This window comes from Desulfobacter latus, from assembly GCF_013389365.1.
GTDB lineage: Bacteria > Desulfobacterota > Desulfobacteria > Desulfobacterales > Desulfobacteraceae > Desulfobacter > Desulfobacter latus.
Map to the genome: position 1 here is coordinate 1 of NZ_JACADJ010000072.1, position 20,083 is coordinate 20,083.

Genomic DNA, 20,083 nt, shown 5'->3' on the forward strand with positions numbered 1-20,083 from the left:
TATGCGTTCATTGAAACCATTATCGAATCTGCAAAAACAAATTATCCAAAAATTGGGATTCGACTCTTCTATTTATACGCAACTTGAAATTTAAAAATACTTTATATCAAATGAGCGAATGGGGAGTAATTATGCATATAATAATGCCTATTATATTGAGAATCAATGAAAAACGTTGCTGTTAGGGATATCGCCCGTTTAAAATCTACAAGATCAGGTTTGTCCACCAGGGCTCCCGGTCAAGATACCATGCCGTCGTTTTTCGAATGCCCTCTTTAAATGAATATTGCGGCTTGTATCCCAGTTGGGCTGATATTTTTTCTGCATTGATGGCATAGCGGCGGTCGTGTCCGGCGCGGTCCGTAACATGGGTGATCAATTCCGCACAAGGGCGGCCTGTGACGGGCGGTGCCTTGGGAAACCTTTGGGAAAGATCTTTTTGTGAGGCAAACAGGTCATCCATAACAGCGCAAACCAGTTTGACAATATCCAGATTAACCTGCTCGTTGTTGCCGCCGATATTGTAGGTTTCTCCCACCTGTCCATGTTTCAGGATCAGATCCACGCCCAGGTTATGATCGTCTACGTACAGCCAGTCCCGGATCTGCATGCCGTCTCCGTATACCGGAATGGGCCTGTTGTTCAAAATATTTGTGATCATCAGGGGGATCAGTTTTTCGGGAAACTGAAACGGTCCGTAATTGTTCGAACAGTTGGATGTTGTGACGTCCAGGCCGTAGGTTTCGTGGTATGCCCGGACCAGGTGATCCGACCCGGCCTTGCTTGCTGCATAGGGTGAATTCGGGGCATAGGGCGTGGTTTCTGCAAAAGGCGGATCATCGGGTTTCAGTGTGCCGTAGACTTCGTCCGTGGAGACATGGTGGAACCGATGCGTTTTAGGTCCTTTGTCCAGCCAGATCTTTTTGGCCGCCTTGAGCAGGCTGTGGGTGCCCACGATATTTGTCTGGATAAAGGCGTCCGGGCCGGATATGGATCTGTCCACATGAGACTCCGCGGCAAAATGGACAATGGTATCAATATTGTTGCGGGTCAGAAGATCTTCCACAAGGCCCTGGTCCAGAATGTTTCCGTGGACGAATTCAAATTTTTCATTTCTGTGCGCTTCGGTTAGATTGTCCAGGTTGCCGGCATAGGTCAGGGCGTCCAGCACAATCACCCGGTCTTCTGGGTATTTTTTCAGCCAATAATATACAAAGTTGGTGCCGATGAACCCGGCGCCGCCTGTTACTAAAAGGGTTCTCATTTATTATTTCACCTCGCTAAGCATGGATCTAAGCTGCGCCCGCCAATGTACCGGCGTGATGCCTGTGGCCTGCCACATGCTGTGTTTATCAAGAATGCTGTAAAACGGTCTTTGTGCCGGGGTGGGAAACTGGGTTGAAAGTACCGGGGTAATGGATACCGGGGCTTGAAGAAGATCCAGGTTTAATGCCTCTTCCTGGATGGCCACGGCAAAATCATACCAGGATGCAGCGCCGGCATCGGTCCAGTGGAAAGTGCCGGAAATTGACTTATTAATGCAGGTCCAGATCGTCTGGGCCAGACCTTTTGCCCAGGTAGGCGTGCCCACCTGCTCATCAATGACGTTCAGGGATTTTCCGGCTGTCATGAGATTGAGCATGGTTTTAACAAAATTTTTGCCGTGGGAGGAATAAAGCCAGGCTGTGCGGATGATCAGGGCCTTGTCCGAAAGCACTTCCCGGACGACAGTCTCTCCCTTCCATTTGGACATGCCGTACACCGATTGTGGATCGGCAGGATCCTCCGGCCGAAGGGGTTTGTAATTTCTGCCGCTGAATATGTAGTCCGTTGAAATGTGAACCAGGCGGCTATGCTGATCTGTTGCAGCATGGGCAATGACGGATACGGCTTCGTGGTTGATGCGGTATGCGTTTTCACGGTCGGATTCAGCCCGGTCCACTGCGGTATAAGCCGCGGCATTGATTATCCAGTCCGGTGCGTATTGGGCAATGCAGTCCCGGATGGTATCAGGCTTTAGGAAGTCCACCTGGGAAGAATTCTGCGCGTTGATATCCGCCGCTTTGGGGCTGGTGCGCAAAAGCTCCCAGCCAAGCTGTCCGCCGGCACCTAAAATCAGCACTTTCATGAAAAAACCTCGGCCGTATCAAGCATGCATGCGTTTTCATCCTTTTCGGATAAAACCGGTGGTTTTCCCGGTATCAGCGGCCACCGGATACCGATTTGCGGGTCGTCCCAGCGGATACTGCGTTCATGCTGCGGGGCATAGTAGTCTGTGCATTTATACACTAACTCGGCCTCGGGGCTGAGTACGTAGAACCCATGGGCAAATCCCGGGGGAACCCAGAGCATTTTCCGGTTTTCCGCCGAAAGGGTTTGGCCGATCCACCGGCCAAATGTGGGGGAACTTTTTCGTATATCCACGGCCACGTCGAACACTTGACCTAAAATCACCCGCACCAGCTTTCCCTGGGAATTTTCTATCTGATAATGAAGCCCCCTTAAGATACCCTGGGAAGATCGGCTGTGATTGTCCTGGACAAAGGACATATCAGCGATTTTTTCTTTAAAAAAGTCGGCCCTGAAGGTTTCCATGAAAAAACCCCGGTGGTCGCCGAACAGTTGCGGCGCCAACACCACCACGTCGGGAATATCAAGTCTGTTTAATTTCATTTTTTATCTTTCTATCCGGCTTTTCCTGCCGTCACCGCAAGGCCCATCAGGTACTTTCCGTAACTGTTCTTTTCCATGGACCGTGCGGCTCTTTCCAGGTGTTCAATGCCGATCAGCCCCATGCGGAATGCGATCTCTTCAAGGCAGGCAACTTTAAGGCCCTGGCGATCACTGACCACTTTTATAAACATGCCGGCGTCCAGAAGGGATTCGTGGGTGCCTGTATCCAGCCAGGCCGTACCCCGGCTGAATCGCTTTACGGTCAGCTCTTTTCTTTCCAGATAAACCCTGTTGACGTCGGTAATTTCCAGTTCTCCCCGGGGAGAAGGTTTTAACTGCTTTGCAATGTCTACCACTGAATGATCGTAAAAATAAAGGCCTGTTACCGCATAACTGGATTTCGGGTTTTTGGGTTTTTCTTCGATGCTCAAAACCTGATCATTGCCGTCAAATTCCACAACACCGTATCGTGAAGGATCTTTGACGTAATATCCGAACACCGTGGCTCCCGTCTGTTTCTGGGCGACATTTTGCAGTCTTTTGGCAAGCCCTTCTCCGTAAAAAATATTATCTCCCAGGATCAGGGTTACCGGATCTGTGCCGATAAATTCTTCCCCGATAATGAAGGCTTGGGCCAGGCCGTCCGGGGATGGCTGAATCTCGTATGAAATACGGATACCCCATTGGGATCCGTCCTTGAGTACGTATTTAAACTGTTCTGCGTCGTGGGGGGTGGTGATGACAAGAATATCGTGGATGCCGGCCAGCATCAGGGTCGACAGGGGGTAATATATCATGGGCTTGTCATACACCGGCATGAGCTGTTTGCTCACTGACAGCGTCAGGGGGTATAACCGGGTGCCGGAACCGCCGGCGAGAATAATTCCTTTACGCATATATCAAACTTTCTTTTTTGTCATTTATTTTCCACATTGATCCAGCCGGGTATGGTAATTTTCAATTCGATTCTGATCTGCCAGCAGGGCGGTGTATTTTTCTTTGAGCCGGCTGTAGTGGAAAATCAGGCTTTGGTTCTTTTTTCTTTCCTCTTTATATAGCCGGGTGAGCCGGTCGACTAGTTGATCCCGGCAGAATGTTGCCCGGGATTCGGTTTCGGCAAGACTGCTGTCCAAGATAGCTGTCAGGCAGGTCAGCCGGCCTTCAATTTCTTTAATACGGCTTTCAAGCGCAGGCAGTGCTTCAGGTTCAGGTTCAGGTTCGGATACGGGGTCATTTTCCATGTCCATGGCAGTGAATACGCCCATGCCCCCTTTATCTTCAATGACCTGATCCAAATGGTCTTTTGTGATTTCAGATACTCGGTCTGCGAAGGCATACACCAGCACTGCGTCACAGAGCAGGTTAATGGTCCGGGGAATGCCGCCGGACACGACAAACAATTTTTCCAGCAGGTCCGGGGTAAACAGGTCGGGATTTCCCCCGGCCCGCTCCAGCCGGAACCGGACATAGGCGCGGGTCTCATCTTTGGTCATGGGGGAAAGATGGAAACTTGCCGAGATTCGCTGGGCAAATTGCCGCAGGGAGTTGGAGCCGATCTTGTCCCTCAGGCCGGGTTGTCCCACAATGATGATCTGGACCAGAAGGTCCTTATCTGTCTGCAGGTTGGAGAGCATGCGCAGCTCTTCCAGGGCAGATGCGGAAAGATTCTGGGCCTCATCAATGATCAGAAAAACTTTGCGGTTTTTAGCGTATCTGTCAATGAAAAGCTCGTAGAGCAGTTCCAGAAGAGATGCTTTGTCCAGGCCGGGCTCAGTCTCAATCTCGAATTCGCTGAGAATCCGGCGCAGCAACACCGTGCCGCTGACATTGGTGTGAAAGACTACGGCCACATCTGTGTCCTGCTCATCCACTTGGTTGATCAAGTACCGGATCAAGGTGGTCTTTCCCATGCCGATCTCACCGGTGAGCATAATAAAGCCCGCCTTTTCAGACAGGCCGTACTCCAGAAAGGTCAACGCCTTTTCATGGCGTTCGCTCAGGAAAAGAAACCCGGGATCAGGCACCAGGTTGAAGGGTTTTTCCTTGAAATTAAAAAATTGTGTATACATCAGATCAAGCCGTCTGTTTGTTGAGCAGGAACCCTAAAAATTTTTCTTTAGGTAAGAGCGCCAGGGATTCCTTGACGTCTGTTTTTGTCGTTTTTCCGGCCTCTACCACCATGAGGATACCGTCCATACGCGGTGCCAGGGAGATGGCTTCGGCATGGCCCAAAACAGGCGGGGCATCAAAAAACACATACCGGTCATCGTAGCGTTCGCCCATCTCCTTGACCAGTTTGGCCATCATGTTAGAGGAGAGCAGTTCCGAGGATTCATTGATGGTTCTTGCTCCGGAGATCAAGGTGAGCTTTTCCACCCCGGGCCAGACAATCAGGTCCTGCAGGGGGACGCCATCCATAAAATAGTCGATCAGGCTGGCTTTGCTCTCTATGCCCAGATAGCGATGAATATCCTGACCATTGAAGTCACAGTCTACCAGCAGAACGGTTTGCTTCATGGCCTTAGCAAAGGTCAGCCCCATGTTGATGCAGTTCACTGTTTTGCCCTCGCTTTTGTTGGGGCTGGTCACCATGATGGTTCTCATCCGCCGTTCCCGGGCTATATTGGTAATCCGGGTCCGCAGTATCTTGTAGCGCTCAATCTCTTTGTGGTCCGGGGTCAGACAGACCCCTCTGTTCTTTTCTACTATCTTCGGATCAAGTTTGGTGACGGCAGAGCGGTTATAGGCAGGAGCCTTCCAGATCCCGTCCTGCTCAGAGGTACTGTTGGTACCCAGTGACAGATCAGTAGCCTTGTCCGGGTTCGGGACAGGCGCAGGATTCTGCTGTTCTCTCTGGGCCTTGGCTTGATCCAATGCTTTTTTTAATTTCATTATTTTTCCTTTTTGGGCTTTATGAAAATTTCCGCATAAGTTTAGCCCAGAACACGTTCAGGTCCATGACGTAAAAATGGAACAGACAGATAGCCACTGTAAGTACCAGAATGACTGAAATTGTCCAGATAATTTTTGATCTGAATGCTTTTGTCCGGTCAGCACGGGTTATGATACTGGGTACCGTGGTCAGAACCGGAAAACCGGTGAGTTGCTCCAGAGAAACTGCATCCCTGACCGCATCATCGGCAAATTCCACCAGGGCAGCCAGGCCGATACCGGTACCGATACCCAGAACAAAACCGATAAGTACAATAGCCAGGCGGTTGGGTTTATATGGCTTTTCAGGCCGGGTGGCGGACTCCACCAAAGTGAAGCGTTCCCCTTTCTGTTGGGATTCCAGGGCATGGGCCACTTGAGCCTCCATCATTTTGGCCTGCAGGTCTTTATATTTCAGGGTTAAGTTTGTCTGTTCGGTCACCAGGTTCTTATACCGGGTCTCCACATCCGGAGCCGATGCCAGACGATTTCGGTACTCTTCAGCCCGGGCTTCCAGGTCACTGATTTGAATTTTCACCGAAGCAATATCGGACTTGACCCCGGCCAATCTGGAGGCAAGGGTGATATAGGCAGGGTTGCGCGCCGGCTTTTTGTTTGTGGGATTTTGTTTTTCCTTTTCTTCCTGTTTTTTGCGCGCTTCAATGGACGCAGTCAGATCTGCAATCTCCTGCTTGATTTTTTTCACATCCGGATATAATTCAGAATACTTGGTCTCCAGATTGATTAACTGAATTTTCAGTTGCTCCAAACGCTCTTCATCCGGGTCTTTTATCCCCCTGGCCGCCAATTCATCTTCGATATCCCGGGTGGTGTTGGCCAGTTCCTCTACCATTGTATCCTTTTTTTCATTCAGGGCACGCAGATTTTCCCTGGCTTGTTCAATGTTTCTTTCCAGTGAACTTAAGGTCTGCATGTTCAGCTGAAAAACTTCGGGAAGAAAGTTGGCGTTGGCTTTTTTAAATTCAGCCAGCCTTGTCTCGACCTTTTCCAAGTCATCCTTGATCCGGTCTGCCTCTATTTTTAAAAACTCTTGGGTAGCTGAGGCCTGATCGGTTCTTACCTTGAGGTCTTCCTTAAGAAACAAGGTAACGATCCGGTCTGTGACCTGCTGGGCCTTGTCTGGATTTTTATCTTCAAAACTTAAGGTAAAAGCAATGGTCGCCGTGGCGGAACGCCCGGTTCTCTGGTCGGCAATCTCCACGTTTACCGGGGTCAGGACTATTTTTTCCCGCATATCGTCCAGGATCTCATCCATGGTCATGGTCTCCTGTTCCTCTGTATACAGGCTGAACTGCTGTATCAGTTCCTGGAGCTGCTTTGAGGTCAGGATACGGGCCTTGATGTTCTGCATGCGCTGTTCCGCATAAGAGGTCTGGCTTGTCATGACATATTCGGCAGGAATTTCCCGCTGTTCGATGAGAATGGTGGCTGTTGACTGATAAACCGGCGGCAGGACCCATGCCGTGACTAGGGCTGCTGTGACGACCAAAGCAAAAGGGATGATCAGAATCCATTTTCTCCGGTTCAGGATGGCCAAATAATCCTTGGGTGATAAAATTTGTTCTTCCATTAAAAATCCTTCAGGTCAAATTCTTTTTTTAGATCAAAATATACTAGATTGCGCGTTGTGGTGGTATCATCTTCCCGGTCTTCCACCGATGTAAAGCGCCAGGCAAAAGACAAAATAAAATTCCGCTTCAGCTTGTACCTGAAACCGGGCTGGAGGTTGAAGGTGAGGGTGTCTGTATCCGAATTCGACTCCCGTTCGCTTTTATTCAGGTAGGCAGAGGCATTGAAGGTCAGGGTCAGCGCATCACTTAGTTTCCGGCTCAGGGTACCGGAAAGGCTGGTTCGCTGGATCGCGCCACTGGTACCGGTACCCCCCCGGACATCCTGGAACAGGGTCAGTCCCATGGTCCAGTACTCATCTTTATAATCAATGCCGGTGGAAAATATTCCACCCCAGGTATCGGTGTCATATTCAGACTGCGAAAACAACACCGGAGACAAAAAGGAGATATTATTAAAAGAAAGCCAGTAAATGTCCTGTTTTTCATCGGTTTGGGTGTAGCTTGCACCGACCTGGAAAAACAGGCTGTACAACTCTGAAATGTCGTGGGAAAAGCCTGTGGAAAACTGATACACATCCGAGGTATAGTTTTGTAAAAAGGTGTATTCATTTAGACCTGATTCGGTATAGGTATCCTCTTCTCCGGTGTAATGCAGATACTTGAGGTTGCACAGGCCCACCGTATTTTTAAAATATGCAGACATATCCCGGCGAAAGGTGAGGCCAACCTCAGTGGTATTGCTGTCCTCGGATTCGTCCGCCTCATTGCGATCTGAATCTGATATGTACATAGAAATTTCAATTCGGTTGAGTTCGGAAAGCATGTAATCCGCGCCCAGGGAGAGGTCGGCTTTTTTTCTGTCTCCGGATACCACCAGGCCGGTGGTCTCCGTATCCCGGTCCTTCTGGGAATCTTTGGTATACCGGGCCGAGGCGTTAAGGCCGGCCCGTTCAGTCATCCTGTATTTCAGGCTGCCGGATACATTGTAGTCCAGGCTGTCCAGGTCATTGTAGTCCCAGTAAAAGAATTGGTTGAGATGGCCGGAAAGATTGGTTTTCAGTCGCTCCAGATTCTGTTCCAGGGTCAAGCCACCTGTGAAGGTTGTTATAAAATCAGATGCCTCATTTTTTTCTGAAAACAGGATATTGTCCGAGTATGACTGTTTTGTTTTGATCCAAGGGGTGATGCTGTAAGGTTCTGCACGGACAGACGCTGCTACGGCCAGGATAATTAGGGAGGCAGATAGTATTATGGACGATTTCATCTTGCTACCTGACCACGATCACATCGCCGCGCTCAAGGGTGATGTTCTGATCCAGGTTCTCTCCCTGGGATACAGCGTCGTAGTCGAATTCAAAGATCTGCGTTTCCTGGCCCTGCTTTCTGAAAATTTTGATCTCATCATCCCTGGCAAAGGCATTCAGCCCCTTGGCCATGGCCAGGGCCTGGAGTACATCGACATTTTGCCCAATCTGAAATCGCCCCGGTCCGTTGACCTTGCCGATTACGTAAATGATCATAGAGTTAATCTGGGTCAGGGAGACAGACAGCTCTGGATCCGAAATAAATTTTTCCAGCCGCATTTCCATGGTTTTTTCCAGCCAGGCCAGGGAATGCCCCCCGGTCTTTATCTCCCCGATCAGGGGATACCGGATGGTATTATCAGGCAGTACCACCACCTGCCGGGTTAGATCCGGATTCTTCCATACACTGATGTCCAGCACGTCGCCTGCGCCAATTTTATAGGCTGCTTCCGTAGATGCGACATTGACATTCTCCCGGGATTCAGCTTCACCACCTGTGCAGGGCAGGGTTATCATGAGCAGGGATAGACAGATCAGTCCTGCCGTCATTTTTTTCCCGAAAATTTTCATTTTGAACAGCTTCCTTTTATTTATATAATATATGTATTGCCAATTAACACCCCGCCAAGGAGTCCCTTTCCTGAGCAATAGCAAAGGTGGGTGAAGAAATCGGCGTAAGGCCCATGATCAGAATTAAATCTGCCACAGATGCGCCGGATTTTAAGTCGCCATCAAGGCACGCCAAGGGAAGCATATTGGCATATGTATCCTTTGGCGTAACGCCGAGGGCGGCTTAAAATACAAGCAGATGGGCGATTTTATTTTGATCATGGGCCTAATATCCTTTTGGTTGTGTGGCCTCTCAGATACGAGATACGAATTGACCTGAGAAGCCACACAGTAGTTATGGGACTCAGGCTAGTCAACCTGGGCTTTTACAAGCCCCCTTCGGAGGGGTGGTTGACGGCTATAGCTCCGCCTCTTTGATTTCATTTCCGATCTTAATTTCAGAAACCAAACTATAAAACTGCATCCAGAATTTTAAAAATGTTATATCTGTAAATTATCAGCGATTCATATGCAATAAAAATGCCAGAACTTTGTGGTTTTTTATGTAACGCGCAAAACTGTAAAAGCCATACCTGACAATACAGAATTTTAGTTATAATTCAAGCCTAAAAATAATATTGTTTTTTTTGCGCCAATTTTTTTTGACCGGACATGAAAGGGTTATTTTGCGAAGATTTTTTTATTTTGTAATATTTTTCCTTACTTTTGAGAATAAAATTTCAGAGCTTAATTTTCGATAGGAGGCACCCATTTAAAAAAATGTTTAAGAAAAAGAAAAAAATTGATAGAAAAGAGAATGTTGACGCACGAATAAATAATAGAAATTAAAAAAGCACTTACGGATTTTTCCGTAAGTGCTTAATTTTTATGGTTGGCACGAGCGGACTTGAACCGCTGACTTCTACCGTGTCGAGGTAGCACTCTACCAACTGAGTTACGCGCCATTAAAATTTAAATATTTTTTATCAGACCCTTGACGCTATGTCAAGAATATTGGCGCTATTCATGCAATGTTTCTTGAACAATTCCTTGGCCCTTATCTGAACCCTGAAAAGACGTGTCCGGCTGCGCGGCATTCATGTTTGGTAAATTTTGAGGGGGCTGGGGGACAGCGTTTTTGTCCGGGAAGGCCACAAATTTTATTTTCACTGCATTGTCCGAAACCATGGATACTTCAATTCCAAAATCTTCAAAGGTTTTCAGCATGACTGCATTGGCAAACTGGGTAGGGGGGCCTTTATACGTAACCTCCATAATGGCATGGGATGATCCAAGTTCCCGGGGCGAAATATTTTCAATTTCCCGAATTTCTTTGAGTTGACGTTTCAAGGCAATGAACCGGATCAGAAAATTATCCCCTTCCACATAAAGATCAAAGGTGCTTTTCGCTTTCATGGCCTGGGCCCAGAACACTTGAATTTTTTCTTTCATCATTTGGCCGGCAGTATCAGCGGCCTGGGCCAGTGCCTGGTCTGCGCCCCGGGAATTTACGCTTTTGGCCGTGGCCGCGGCAGTGGTATGGATCACCTCTTTCCGGGAAGCCATATCCAATATTGTAAATGAAACATCCGCCTCAAAGGTTTTTTCATTTCCCATCCGATTAGCGGATTTCCGGGCCGATGCCATGCCCAAAACGACCATGTCTGCCCCAAGGGCCTGTCCCATGGCCATGGCCGCGGTCTGATCATCCATGGCAGAAAATATAACATGATAGGCAGCAGGATCAGGGTAATTGTTTCCTGTAACCACCAAGGGGATGCGGGCCTGATCAAACACGGCTGTCAAGCTTTTTTCCGCAATGGAGTTATAGGATTGATCTGCCGGCTGCCACCACCAGCTCAGGGGCTGTGTATCTTCCGGCCCCTGTTCTCCAATGAGTAAAAGAACCTTTGGATTGTTCCGGGCCTGGTTAAAAATGCCGGAATCATGCAGGTGTTTCTCCACCAGCTCCAGGCTGATTTTTGATTCCACACCCACAAGATATGCCCCGTTGTGAACTATGCCGTTGATGAGCCGGTATGTGGACACAAAATCCATGGTGCGGACAAGCAATTGGTCATAAAGAAAATCAAGATTTTTGCCCAATTGCTGCGGAGATATCATAGATGTAAATGCATTTTGAACCGCCTTTTCCAAGGCATCTCGCACCGCAGCCTTTTTGGCACCGACCGTATCCTGACCGCTTATTTCATGCCGGCCGGTGGTGATGTGGACACTATCCTGTCCGGCAGCTATTACTCCGGTCAGGGGAAAATAAAAAACAACGATTATACATGCGATCAATAAAAATCGTAATTTGAAAACCATGTTCATACCTCAATGTCATCAACTTAGGGCCATGGCCCTTAAAGTCGTTTATGATGCTCCTGTTTATATGAAATGGGCGCCAAAGGCGCTTCATCCTCTTGTTTCTTGTCTCCAGTTTCTTCTCATTAACGCTTAAGTTAATGACGTTGTGTCATACCTTTCTGAGGATGGCATAATCCGCAATCAATTCCAGCAAATGTTTTGAGGGGGATTCAGGAAAAATATCCAGGGCGGTCCTGGCGGACTGCACATGGACACGGGCCCGGTTGTTTGTATATTCAATACCGCCCAGACGCATCAAACGCTCTTTAAGGTCTTGAAATTCTGCCGGCTCAAACTGTGGCCGGGCCATGGCAGCCAGCATCCATTCACGATCCTGGGTACCGGCCTTTCCAAGGCTGTAAATCAAGGGCAAGGTCAGCTTGCCTTCGCGCATATCCGCCCCGGGGTTTTTGCCCAGCTGATCGGCGGTGGCGGTATAGTCCAGCAGGTCATCCGCCATCTGAAAGGCCATACCCAGGTGCCAACCATAATTTTTAAGGGCGATTTCCTCATTTTGATCCGCCTTGGCGACAATAGCACCGGTACGGCAGGCCCCCTGGATCAGAACGGCTGTCTTGCGTTCTATGATTTCATTGTACTCATCTTCCGTGAGGTCCGGGTTGCCCTTTTTTTCCATCTGGAAAATTTCGCCCTGGGACATGTCTGCCGTAATTTGAGCGATGACTTCAATGACCCGGGGGGATTTTGTTCTTGCGGCAATAACAAGCGCTGTGGCCAGGAGAAAATCCCCTGTGAGTACCACGGTTGGCGCATCCCACAGGGTATGGGCGCAGGGTTTGCCCCGGCGTTTATCAGAACCGTCCACCACATCATCATGGAGCAATGTGGCAGCATGAAGATACTCAAAAATAGTGGAAAATTCAATCTCCTGCCCGGTCTGAAACCCGCACATGCGGGCGGCATGGATCATGAGCAGCGGCCGCAGGCGTTTGCCGCCGGCAAACAGCAGATGGCCGGCCACCTGCCTGACCAGGTCCAGATTCGGGGTCAAATTCGCTTCAAGGGCCTGCTCCACCAGCGAAAGGTCCGGACCGGCCAGTGAAATAATCTCTTTTTTTATATCGTTTGTCACGCCACCTCCCCGGCAATATCATATTCAAATGCGTCGGTTATTTTTACCCGAACCAGGCTGCCTGTGTCCAGTCCATCCGAATAAATAAATGTCACGCCATCCACTTCCGGGGCCTGGAACGGGGTTCTGCCGATATATACCCCCTCTTCAGGATTTTCTTCCACAAGAACCGGATAGACACGGCCCACATGCCGGGCATTGCGTTTTTCGGAAATCTTTGCCTGGGCCGCCATAATGGTGTCATGCCGCAGTTCTGCCAGGTCCTCGGGGATATGACCGCTTAACTCGTGGGCGGGCAGATCCTGGGCGTCGGAATAGGTAAATACGCCCAGGTGATCAAATGCCACCTCCTGTATAAATGTCAAAAGGCTCTCAAACTGTTGATCTGTTTCACCGGGGAAGCCGACAATAACGGTGGTTCTTAACGCGGCATCCGGGTCCAGGCGGCGGATATCGGAAAAAAGCCGGGCAAGATCCTGCCGGGTGTAAGGCCGGCCCATGCGTTTCAGGACCTCATCATGGGCATGCTGGATGGGTACATCATAGTATGAACAGATATTGGCATGGCGTTGCACCGCCCCAATAATCCGTTCATCAAGGGTACACGGGTGGGTATACAGGAATCGAAGCCAGGCGGACGGATCTTTTTGCGCCATCTTTTTTGACGTTTTTTCAAGCACCGTATGAAAGGCCGGTCCGTCCAGGTCCAAACCGTAATCCGTGGTGTTCTCCGCTGTGAGGATGATCTCTTTAACCCCTTTATCCAGAAGGGCGCAAGCCTCCTTGCAGATCAGCTCTACCGGCCGGGAACGCTGGCGTCCCCGCAGATTGGGAATAATGCAATAGGTGCAATAGCGGCTGCACCCTTCGGACGCCTTGATATAGGCGGTCTTTTCACAAAGAAGTTCCCGGGCCTGCACAGGGATGTCCACCAGCCGGGTGTCGGGCTCGGGAAAAAGGGTAAACGGCTTCTTGTCGGTATTTTCCACAGCTTTTACGATATGGTTACAGGCTGCGGTGCCTAAAAAAGCATCCACTTCCGGCAGACTGTTCAAAAGATCCGGATCATCCTTATAGCGCTGGATAAGACAGCCGGTGACAACCAGTCGCCGGCACGCACCGGTGGTTTTAAATTCCGCCATCTCCAAAATAACATCAACCGCCTCCTGGGAGGCGGTTGAAATAAACCCGCAGGTATTTATGATGATGGTTTCAGCCTGAATCGGATCAGTTGTGATCTGATGGCCGGCTGCAATCAGCCGGCCAAGCATCATCTCGCTGTCCACCTGGTTTCTGGAACAACCCAGGCTTTCAAGGTAGATTTTCATATGGATTTTGCCATGAGATCTCCCACAAGGGTGGAAAACCGTGCCGGATTATCAAGCTTGCCGCCTTCGGAAATCACGGCAATATCATAAAGCAGGTCACAATAGTCCGTAAGCACGGGGTTTGTGGTATCAGCTTCAAACACGGATTTGATTTTTTCCATGACCGGATGGTTGACATTAACTTCCAGGGCACGTTTCTGATCCGGGGCTTTCTGGCCTGAGGCTTTCAGGATTTTTTCCATATAAGCGCTCATGGCCCACTCGTCACCTGTCAGGCAGGAAACAGAGTCCTTGAGCCGGTTGGAAACCACCACATCCTTAACCTTGCTTTCCAGCTTGCCTTTAAGAAAAGAGAGCAGCGAAGAATACTCGTTTTTCTTTTCGTCATCCACTTTTTCCAGGTCAAGATCGCCTTTTTCAGCGCTTTTCAGTTTCTTTTCCTTGTATTCGGGCAGAGACTGGGTCACCCATTCATCAATGGGGTCCACCATAAGAAGGACTTCGTAGTCCTTTGCTTTGAGCGCCTCAAGCAGCGGAGAATTGACAAGGGAGGCCAGATTTTCACCCGTGATGTAGTAAATCTCTTTCTGGTCCTCTTTCATGTTTTCAATGTACTGGTCAAGGGTTACATATTTGTCTCCGGACTTGGTGGTTTTGTAACGCAAAAGCGATGCCAGCCGCTCTTTGTTGTCGAAATCCGTGGGAATACCGGCCTTAAGGGCCTGGCCGAACTCTTCGTAAAATTCAATGTATTTTTCATCTTCCATGCCTTCGAGTACGGAGAAAATCTGTTTGACCAGATTCTTGCGGATATTTCTGACCAGGCGGTCTTCCTGCAGAATCTCCCGGCTGACATTAAGATTCAAGTCCGGTGCGTCCACAACGCCCTGAACAAAGCCCAGGTATTCGGGCAAGAGTTCCTTGCAGTCATCCATGATGAAAACCCGTTTGCAGTAAAGCTGCATGCCGTGCTTACGTTCCGGGCGGAACATGTCAAAGGGCGCTTTGGAGGGCAGATACATCAGCACATCATATTCGGTCACCCCTTCAAACTTTTTGTGAATAATTTCAAACGGGTCATCCCAGTTATGGGAGATGTGTTTATAAAACTCCTTGTGCTCATCTTCGGTAACATCATCCCTGGACTTGGCCCAGATAGCCTTCATGGAGTTCAGGGTCTCGTCTTTTCTGACTGTCCGGTAGGTCTCCCCGATGGGCTTGCCGTCCTTATCTTTGATAATCTCATTTTCAGGGATGGGCTCGCTGGTTTCCACATTCATGATAATGGGGTAGGTGACAAAATCGGAATGCTTTTTAACAATGTTGCGGATGATGTACTCTTCGGTGAAATCCTGGTCCCCCTCTTCCGGGTCTTTAAGGAACAAAGTGATCCGGGTCCCCCGTTTTTCCATGTCAATTTCTTCGAGGGTATATTCTCCCTGGCCGTCGGATTCCCACCGTACACCCTTTTCCTGGCCCGGGGCTCTGGTGTCCAGGCGTACCTTGTCTGCCACGATAAACGCAGAATAAAAGCCCACGCCAAACTGGCCGATGAGTTCCGGGGACAGGCCTGTTTCGTTTTTGGATTTTTCCAGGGCTTCCATAAAGGCGGCGGTGCCGGACTGGGCAATGGTGCCGATATTGTCATTGACCTCGTCAAAGGTCATGCCGATACCGTTATCCGTAATGGTGAAGGTTTTGGCTTCCTTGTCCACAGCCAGGCGGATATGATAATCATTGTCATCGGCAAACAGATCCGGTTCTGTCTGTTCTTTGAACCTGGCCTTGTCAATGGCGTCCGAGGCGTTGGAAATCAACTCCCGGATAAAAATTTCCTGGTTGGAATAAAGCGAGTGGATAATCAGATGCAACAGTTGTTGCACTTCGGTTTTAAATTGTCTGGTTTCTTTTTCTGCCATTATAACTCCTAAGGGCTTAACAGTTTAACGGTTAAAATTAAATTTTTTAAATTAATAATTGTCGCAAAAAACGAATTGTCAAGACAACATTAAAATTAGACGTGCTGAATTCAAAAAGCCTTGGTTTGACAAGGAGAGATTTAGATTGTAAATATCGACCGATATGCACTGTTTCGTTTGTGCGTGAACGAAAAACCAATGTTTGAAAGAAATATAGTATCGCCCGGATGCAAGGCGCATATGAGTGTATCGTGTTCATGCGCCTGTGTCTTGAGCTTTTCAAATACGTATTAGGACGGCCCATGAACACGCCTTTATATATAGAAAAAATACATTCCGCTATTGCTTCGGCCTCCCACCCGCCGGCCCCGGATGCTGCGCAATTTAAGCCCACATCCGTCATGGCGCTCTTTCTTTTCAGCCGGGAACCTGCCCTGCTGTTTATTCAGAAAGCGGACCGGAAAGGATATGCCTGGCGCAACCAGATGGCTTTTCCCGGCGGGCATGTGGAAAAAACAGATGGTTCGGCCCGAGAAGCGGCCTTTCGTGAGCTTTATGAAGAAACAGGTATTGTGTCTGACAATGTGCAGTATATCGGATCACTGGGCCATTTTCAGACCGTGAAAAACCGAGACATCCAGGCCTTTACAGGGATCTGGAACCAGAAAGATGAAATTGTTTTTGAGGTCGATGAAATTTCAAGGGTGCTTGAAATCCCATTTGAAATGCTCCGGCAGACCCACCTGGAAAAAGGATTTGCCGGCCGCAACCCCAGACCCGGCGTCAAGGAATTGACTTATCCATATAGAGATGTGGTGGTATGGGGGGTTACGGCCCAGATTGTTCATCATCTTTTAGAGGTAGTCGGAGACCTATCAGGGTAAATTACTCGTTGCTCATCCTGACTTTTAACCGCACATAAACCTTAACAATCAGAAAACCGGAAAGTCCCCCCAGCAGCAACGGAAACCATAGATGGCGGGTGAGCTTAGGGTCATCGTCGACCACAATCATCCCGCCCACGGCAAAACAAAAGACCAGCACCATGGACCAGATCAGGACCCAACAGGCGAAGTTGGAATCATACCAAGGTGTTATGGTTTTTCTGAAAAACGGATTCTGATCAAGCTGCATGATACTCTTTTGTGATTTGTGGTAAAAACACAATATATAGATTTTTTTTCTTGACATATAACTACATATTGTGTCAAATTCAATCTGCAGTTTGGGATTCCCCACCTGCATTCTCATCAGAGTATGTGAATATCAATCAGATTTCAAGAGGGTAGTCAGATGTTTGAACAGATCAAAAAAAGAGACGGACGGATAGCTGCGTTTGATTCTTCTAAAATAACAAATGCTTTGATCAAAGCAGGTGACGCAACCAAAGAATTTAACGGCAGGGAAGCCCAAAAAATGACCATGCGGGTACTGACCCTTGCCCGGGACCTTCACCTCGGCCCCATTCCCGAGGTAGAGGATATCCAGGATATTGTGGAGCGGGTACTGCTGGATTCCCCGTTCTATAAAACAGCCAAGGCATATATTATCTACCGGGAGCAGCACAACCAGATCCGGAACATTGCCATTAATGAAAACGTCGGCCTCATGGAATCTTACATCAGCCGCATGGACTGGAAAGTCAGGGAAAACTCAAATATGAGCTACTCCCTCCAGGGACTGAACAACTACATCTCCTCGGATATCACTGCCGAATACTGGCTCAATAAAATCTACCCCCCGACCATCCGGGACGCCCATTACAGCGGAGATATCCACATCCATGATTTAAGCCTTCTGTCTGTCTACTGTGTGGGCTGGGACCTGCAGGACCTGCTGCTTGAGGGATTCAAAGGCGTGGCCGGCAAGGTGGAATCCTCTCCGCCCAAACATTTCAGAAGCGCCCTGGGGCAGGTTGTCAACTTTTTTTATACCTTGCAGGGAGAGGCGGCAGGGGCCCAGGCCATGTCCAATTTCGACACCTTGCTGTCCCCTTTTGTCCGGTATGACAACCTTGAATACAAAGAGGTCAAACAGGCGTTGCAGGAATTTGTTTTCAATATCAATATCCCCACCCGGGTGGGCTTTCAGACGCCTTTTACCAATATCACCATGGACTTGAACGTGCCCGGCACACTCAAGGACACCCCTGTCATCATTGGTGGAAAACACCGGAAAGAGACCTATGCCGCATTTCAGGATGAGATGGACATGATCAATTCAGCTTTTGCAGAAGTGATGATGGAAGGCGATGCCAAGGGCAGGGTCTTCACATTCCCCATTCCCACCTACAACATTACTGCAGATTTTAACTGGTCTAATCCCAAACTGGAAAATATCTGGAAAATGACGGGCAAATACGGCATTCCCTATTTCTCCAACTTTGTCAATTCCGACATGGACCCTGAGGATGCACGCTCCATGTGCTGCCGGCTCAGGTTGGATAACCGGGAGCTGCGCAAGCGTGGTGGCGGACTTTTTGGTGCAAATCCGCTGACCGGGTCTATCGGGGTGGTCACTTTGAATCTGCCGAGAATCGGGCGTCTTGCCCAGGATGAGGCGGATTTTTTCAGCCGCATGGATAAACTGATTGACATCAGTGCAGAATCCTTGGGTATCAAGCGCAAAATTCTTGAAAAGTTCACCGAAGGCGACCTGTACCCCTATTCAAAATTCTATTTGCGAAAAATTAAGGAAAGTACCGGCGTTTACTGGCGCAACCACTTTTCCACCATCGGTGTATTAGGCATGAATGAGGCCTGTCTTAATTTTCTGGGTACGGACAGCGGTATTGCCACCCCCCGGGGCCAGGCGTTTGCCATTAAAGCCATGAATCATATCCGAAGTAAAATCGAGAACCTGCAGGAAAGCACCGGTGAAATATTCAACCTGGAAGCAACCCCAGCCGAAGGCACCACCTACCGATTTGCCAAGCTGGATAAAAAGAAATTCAAACAGATTGTCTGCGCCAATGAAGAAGAGTTTAAAAACGGTTCAGATCCCTTTTACACCAACTCCACCCATCTACCGGTAAATTATACCGACGACTTGTTTGAGGCGCTGGAACTTCAGGATGAACTGCAGACCAAATACACCGGCGGTACGGTTCAGCACCTGTTCCTGGGTGAGGAGGTCTCAGACATTGAGGTGGTCAAACACTTGGTATCCAAGGTATCCAACACCTTTCATCTGCCTTATTTTACACTGACACCCACCTTCAGCGTCTGTCCCTCCCACGGTTATATTGCAGGGGAACACGCCAAATGCGAAATCTGCAATGCCGATACGGAAATCTACTCCAGGGTCGTAGGCTATCTGCGCCCGATAAGTCAGTGGAACAACGGCAAGCAGACGGAATTTAACATGCGCAAGACTTATACCGCCCGGAAGGTGGCGGAAAAGATCGCATCATAACCTTTTAAAAAGCATTATCCCATGTATATTGGCGGATTTCAAAAAAATTCCCTGATTGATTTTCCAGGAACCATCGCCTGTGTGGTGTTTACCCGGGGATGTAACTTTATCTGCCCCTACTGCCATAATCCGGATCTTGTTGCCGGCACTGCCGGCCCCGACGGGGACGGCAGTGCCGGTTCCGACACCCCGGATCAAGAAGATATTCTGAATTTTCTGGATAAACGCAAAGGCATCATTGAGGGGCTTGTCGTTACCGGTGGAGAACCGACCCTTCAAGCGGATTTGACTGATTTTATCAAAACGGTCAGGCAGATGGGATACAAAATCAAATTGGATACCAACGGCACGGCACCGAGGATATTGGACGTTCTTTTTGACCAGGGCCTTGTGGATTATGTGGCCATGGATATTAAGACAGATATAGACCACTATCCCATGGTGATGAAAAACCCAAAACAGCTGGATCGGGTTATTGAAAGTATTTCGTTGATCATAAAAAAATCACCGGCCTATGAATTTAGAACAACCTGTGCAAGACCGTTTGTCACCCCTGATATCATGGAAAATATCGGCAAAATGATCCGGGGGGCAGCATCCTATGTGCTCCAGCCCTGTTCCCGAAATGTGGATATGCTGGATCCGGATTTTGCCGCTGTGGAGGATCATTTCCTAAGTGTCGATGATATGGAAGCATTGAAGGCCGCTGTTTTACCCTTTGTGGAGAATACCAGAATACGATAGGGCACAAAGCCCGCTAAATGGAGATTTCAGGTGTCAACTACCCCTCGGCTGAAGACCGAGGGGCTTGAAAAAGCCCCAAAGTTGACCAGTCTAAGTGCTTCGAGCACTACGTTAGATCGGAAACAGGTACCCTGGGGTGCTCGCCAGCTCCAGGTTCTACGGTAAG

General features: G+C 48.8%; 17 protein-coding genes and 1 tRNA gene. 3 read left to right on the forward strand and 15 right to left on the reverse strand.

Going from position 1 to position 20,083, the window contains the following annotated elements:
• Window positions 1-205: 205 nt before the first annotated feature.
• The 14 genes from rfbB to htpG form a co-directional block, all read right to left on the reverse strand.
• Entirely contained in the window at window positions 206-1,264 is a 1,059-nt protein-coding gene (gene rfbB / locus HXW94_RS15550) for a dTDP-glucose 4,6-dehydratase (protein WP_178367817.1), read from the reverse strand.
• A gap of 3 nt (window positions 1,265-1,267) precedes the next feature.
• Entirely contained in the window at window positions 1,268-2,128 is an 861-nt protein-coding gene (gene rfbD / locus HXW94_RS15555) for a dTDP-4-dehydrorhamnose reductase (protein WP_178367818.1), read from the reverse strand.
• Complete coding sequence (gene rfbC / locus HXW94_RS15560) at window positions 2,125-2,673, reverse strand: dTDP-4-dehydrorhamnose 3,5-epimerase (protein WP_178367819.1); 549 nt, start codon at window positions 2,671-2,673, stop codon at window positions 2,125-2,127. Before rfbC ends, rfbD begins: the two co-directional genes overlap by 4 nt.
• Before the next feature lie 11 nt (window positions 2,674-2,684).
• Window positions 2,685-3,569 (reverse strand): glucose-1-phosphate thymidylyltransferase RfbA, encoded by an 885-nt coding sequence (gene rfbA, locus HXW94_RS15565; protein ID WP_178367820.1) that lies wholly within the window; start codon window positions 3,567-3,569, stop codon window positions 2,685-2,687.
• Between the two features lie 24 nt (window positions 3,570-3,593).
• Window positions 3,594-4,742: an ExeA family protein gene (locus tag HXW94_RS15570; protein WP_178367821.1), complete on the reverse strand. Its 1,149-nt coding sequence runs from the start codon at window positions 4,740-4,742 to the stop codon at window positions 3,594-3,596.
• A 4-nt stretch (window positions 4,743-4,746) separates the two neighbouring features.
• Window positions 4,747-5,565: an AAA family ATPase gene (locus tag HXW94_RS15575; RefSeq protein WP_178367822.1), complete on the reverse strand. Its 819-nt coding sequence runs from the start codon at window positions 5,563-5,565 to the stop codon at window positions 4,747-4,749.
• A gap of 19 nt (window positions 5,566-5,584) precedes the next feature.
• A complete protein-coding gene (locus HXW94_RS15580; protein WP_178367823.1) occupies window positions 5,585-7,195 on the reverse strand; it encodes a GumC family protein in 1,611 nt (536 codons plus the stop codon).
• Window positions 7,195-8,460: an outer membrane beta-barrel protein gene (locus HXW94_RS15585; protein WP_178367824.1), complete on the reverse strand. Its 1,266-nt coding sequence runs from the start codon at window positions 8,458-8,460 to the stop codon at window positions 7,195-7,197. The genes HXW94_RS15580 and HXW94_RS15585 overlap by 1 nt, the downstream gene beginning before the upstream one ends.
• Before the next feature lie 4 nt (window positions 8,461-8,464).
• The gene (locus tag HXW94_RS15590) at window positions 8,465-9,070 is read right to left on the reverse strand and encodes a polysaccharide biosynthesis/export family protein (RefSeq protein WP_178367825.1); all 606 of its coding nucleotides are present in this window, start codon (window positions 9,068-9,070) and stop codon (window positions 8,465-8,467) included.
• Between the two features lie 868 nt (window positions 9,071-9,938).
• Window positions 9,939-10,014 (reverse strand) — tRNA-Val (locus HXW94_RS15595).
• A gap of 55 nt (window positions 10,015-10,069) precedes the next feature.
• A complete protein-coding gene (locus tag HXW94_RS15600; RefSeq protein WP_178367826.1) occupies window positions 10,070-11,377 on the reverse strand; it encodes a hypothetical protein in 1,308 nt (435 codons plus the stop codon).
• 151 nt (window positions 11,378-11,528) lie between these two features.
• A complete protein-coding gene (locus HXW94_RS15605) occupies window positions 11,529-12,512 on the reverse strand; it encodes a polyprenyl synthetase family protein (protein ID WP_178367827.1) in 984 nt (327 codons plus the stop codon).
• On the reverse strand, window positions 12,509-13,840 hold the full coding sequence (gene rimO, locus HXW94_RS15610; protein WP_178367828.1) for a 30S ribosomal protein S12 methylthiotransferase RimO: 1,332 nt from the start codon (window positions 13,838-13,840) through the stop codon (window positions 12,509-12,511). The genes HXW94_RS15605 and rimO overlap by 4 nt, the downstream gene beginning before the upstream one ends.
• Window positions 13,837-15,759: a molecular chaperone HtpG gene (gene htpG, locus HXW94_RS15615; RefSeq protein ID WP_178367829.1), complete on the reverse strand. Its 1,923-nt coding sequence runs from the start codon at window positions 15,757-15,759 to the stop codon at window positions 13,837-13,839. Before htpG ends, rimO begins: the two co-directional genes overlap by 4 nt.
• 302 nt (window positions 15,760-16,061) lie before the next feature.
• Between htpG and HXW94_RS15620 the strand changes: the two genes are divergently transcribed.
• Entirely contained in the window at window positions 16,062-16,643 is a 582-nt protein-coding gene (locus tag HXW94_RS15620) for an NUDIX hydrolase (RefSeq protein WP_178367830.1), read from the forward strand.
• A 1-nt stretch (window position 16,644) separates the two neighbouring features.
• Here HXW94_RS15620 and HXW94_RS15625 read toward each other — a convergent pair whose 3' ends face one another.
• Entirely contained in the window at window positions 16,645-16,893 is a 249-nt protein-coding gene (locus tag HXW94_RS15625) for a hypothetical protein (RefSeq protein ID WP_178367833.1), read from the reverse strand.
• A 159-nt stretch (window positions 16,894-17,052) separates the two neighbouring features.
• Between HXW94_RS15625 and HXW94_RS15630 the strand changes: the two genes are divergently transcribed.
• Window positions 17,053-19,173 (forward strand): ribonucleoside triphosphate reductase, encoded by a 2,121-nt coding sequence (locus HXW94_RS15630; protein ID WP_178367831.1) that lies wholly within the window; start codon window positions 17,053-17,055, stop codon window positions 19,171-19,173.
• Window positions 19,174-19,194: 21 nt separating this feature from the next.
• Window positions 19,195-19,917, forward strand: coding sequence for an anaerobic ribonucleoside-triphosphate reductase activating protein (locus HXW94_RS15635; protein WP_178367832.1), 723 nt, complete (start codon window positions 19,195-19,197; stop codon window positions 19,915-19,917).
• The last annotated feature ends 166 nt before the right edge of the window (window positions 19,918-20,083 follow it).

Excerpts from the sequence above, each read along its gene's own strand:
- rfbB (WP_178367817.1), bottom strand. The coding sequence starts at position 1,264 with ATGAGAACCCTTTTAGTAACAGGCGGCGCCGGGTTCATCGGCACCAAC.
- rfbD (WP_178367818.1), bottom strand. The coding sequence starts at position 2,128 with ATGAAAGTGCTGATTTTAGGTGCCGGCGGACAGCTTGGCTGGGAGCTT.
- rfbC (WP_178367819.1), bottom strand. The coding sequence starts at position 2,673 with ATGAAATTAAACAGACTTGATATTCCCGACGTGGTGGTGTTGGCGCCG.
- rfbA (WP_178367820.1), bottom strand. The coding sequence starts at position 3,569 with ATGCGTAAAGGAATTATTCTCGCCGGCGGTTCCGGCACCCGGTTATAC.
- HXW94_RS15570 (WP_178367821.1), bottom strand. The coding sequence starts at position 4,742 with ATGTATACACAATTTTTTAATTTCAAGGAAAAACCCTTCAACCTGGTG.
- HXW94_RS15575 (WP_178367822.1), bottom strand. The coding sequence starts at position 5,565 with ATGAAATTAAAAAAAGCATTGGATCAAGCCAAGGCCCAGAGAGAACAG.
- HXW94_RS15580 (WP_178367823.1), bottom strand. The coding sequence starts at position 7,195 with ATGGAAGAACAAATTTTATCACCCAAGGATTATTTGGCCATCCTGAAC.
- HXW94_RS15585 (WP_178367824.1), bottom strand. The coding sequence starts at position 8,460 with ATGAAATCGTCCATAATACTATCTGCCTCCCTAATTATCCTGGCCGTA.
- HXW94_RS15590 (WP_178367825.1), bottom strand. The coding sequence starts at position 9,070 with ATGAAAATTTTCGGGAAAAAAATGACGGCAGGACTGATCTGTCTATCC.
- HXW94_RS15600 (WP_178367826.1), bottom strand. The coding sequence starts at position 11,377 with ATGGTTTTCAAATTACGATTTTTATTGATCGCATGTATAATCGTTGTT.
- rimO (WP_178367828.1), bottom strand. The coding sequence starts at position 13,840 with ATGAAAATCTACCTTGAAAGCCTGGGTTGTTCCAGAAACCAGGTGGAC.
- htpG (WP_178367829.1), bottom strand. The coding sequence starts at position 15,759 with ATGGCAGAAAAAGAAACCAGACAATTTAAAACCGAAGTGCAACAACTG.
- HXW94_RS15620 (WP_178367830.1), top strand. The coding sequence starts at position 16,062 with ATGAACACGCCTTTATATATAGAAAAAATACATTCCGCTATTGCTTCG.
- HXW94_RS15625 (WP_178367833.1), bottom strand. The coding sequence starts at position 16,893 with ATGCAGCTTGATCAGAATCCGTTTTTCAGAAAAACCATAACACCTTGG.
- HXW94_RS15630 (WP_178367831.1), top strand. The coding sequence starts at position 17,053 with ATGTTTGAACAGATCAAAAAAAGAGACGGACGGATAGCTGCGTTTGAT.
- HXW94_RS15635 (WP_178367832.1), top strand. The coding sequence starts at position 19,195 with ATGTATATTGGCGGATTTCAAAAAAATTCCCTGATTGATTTTCCAGGA.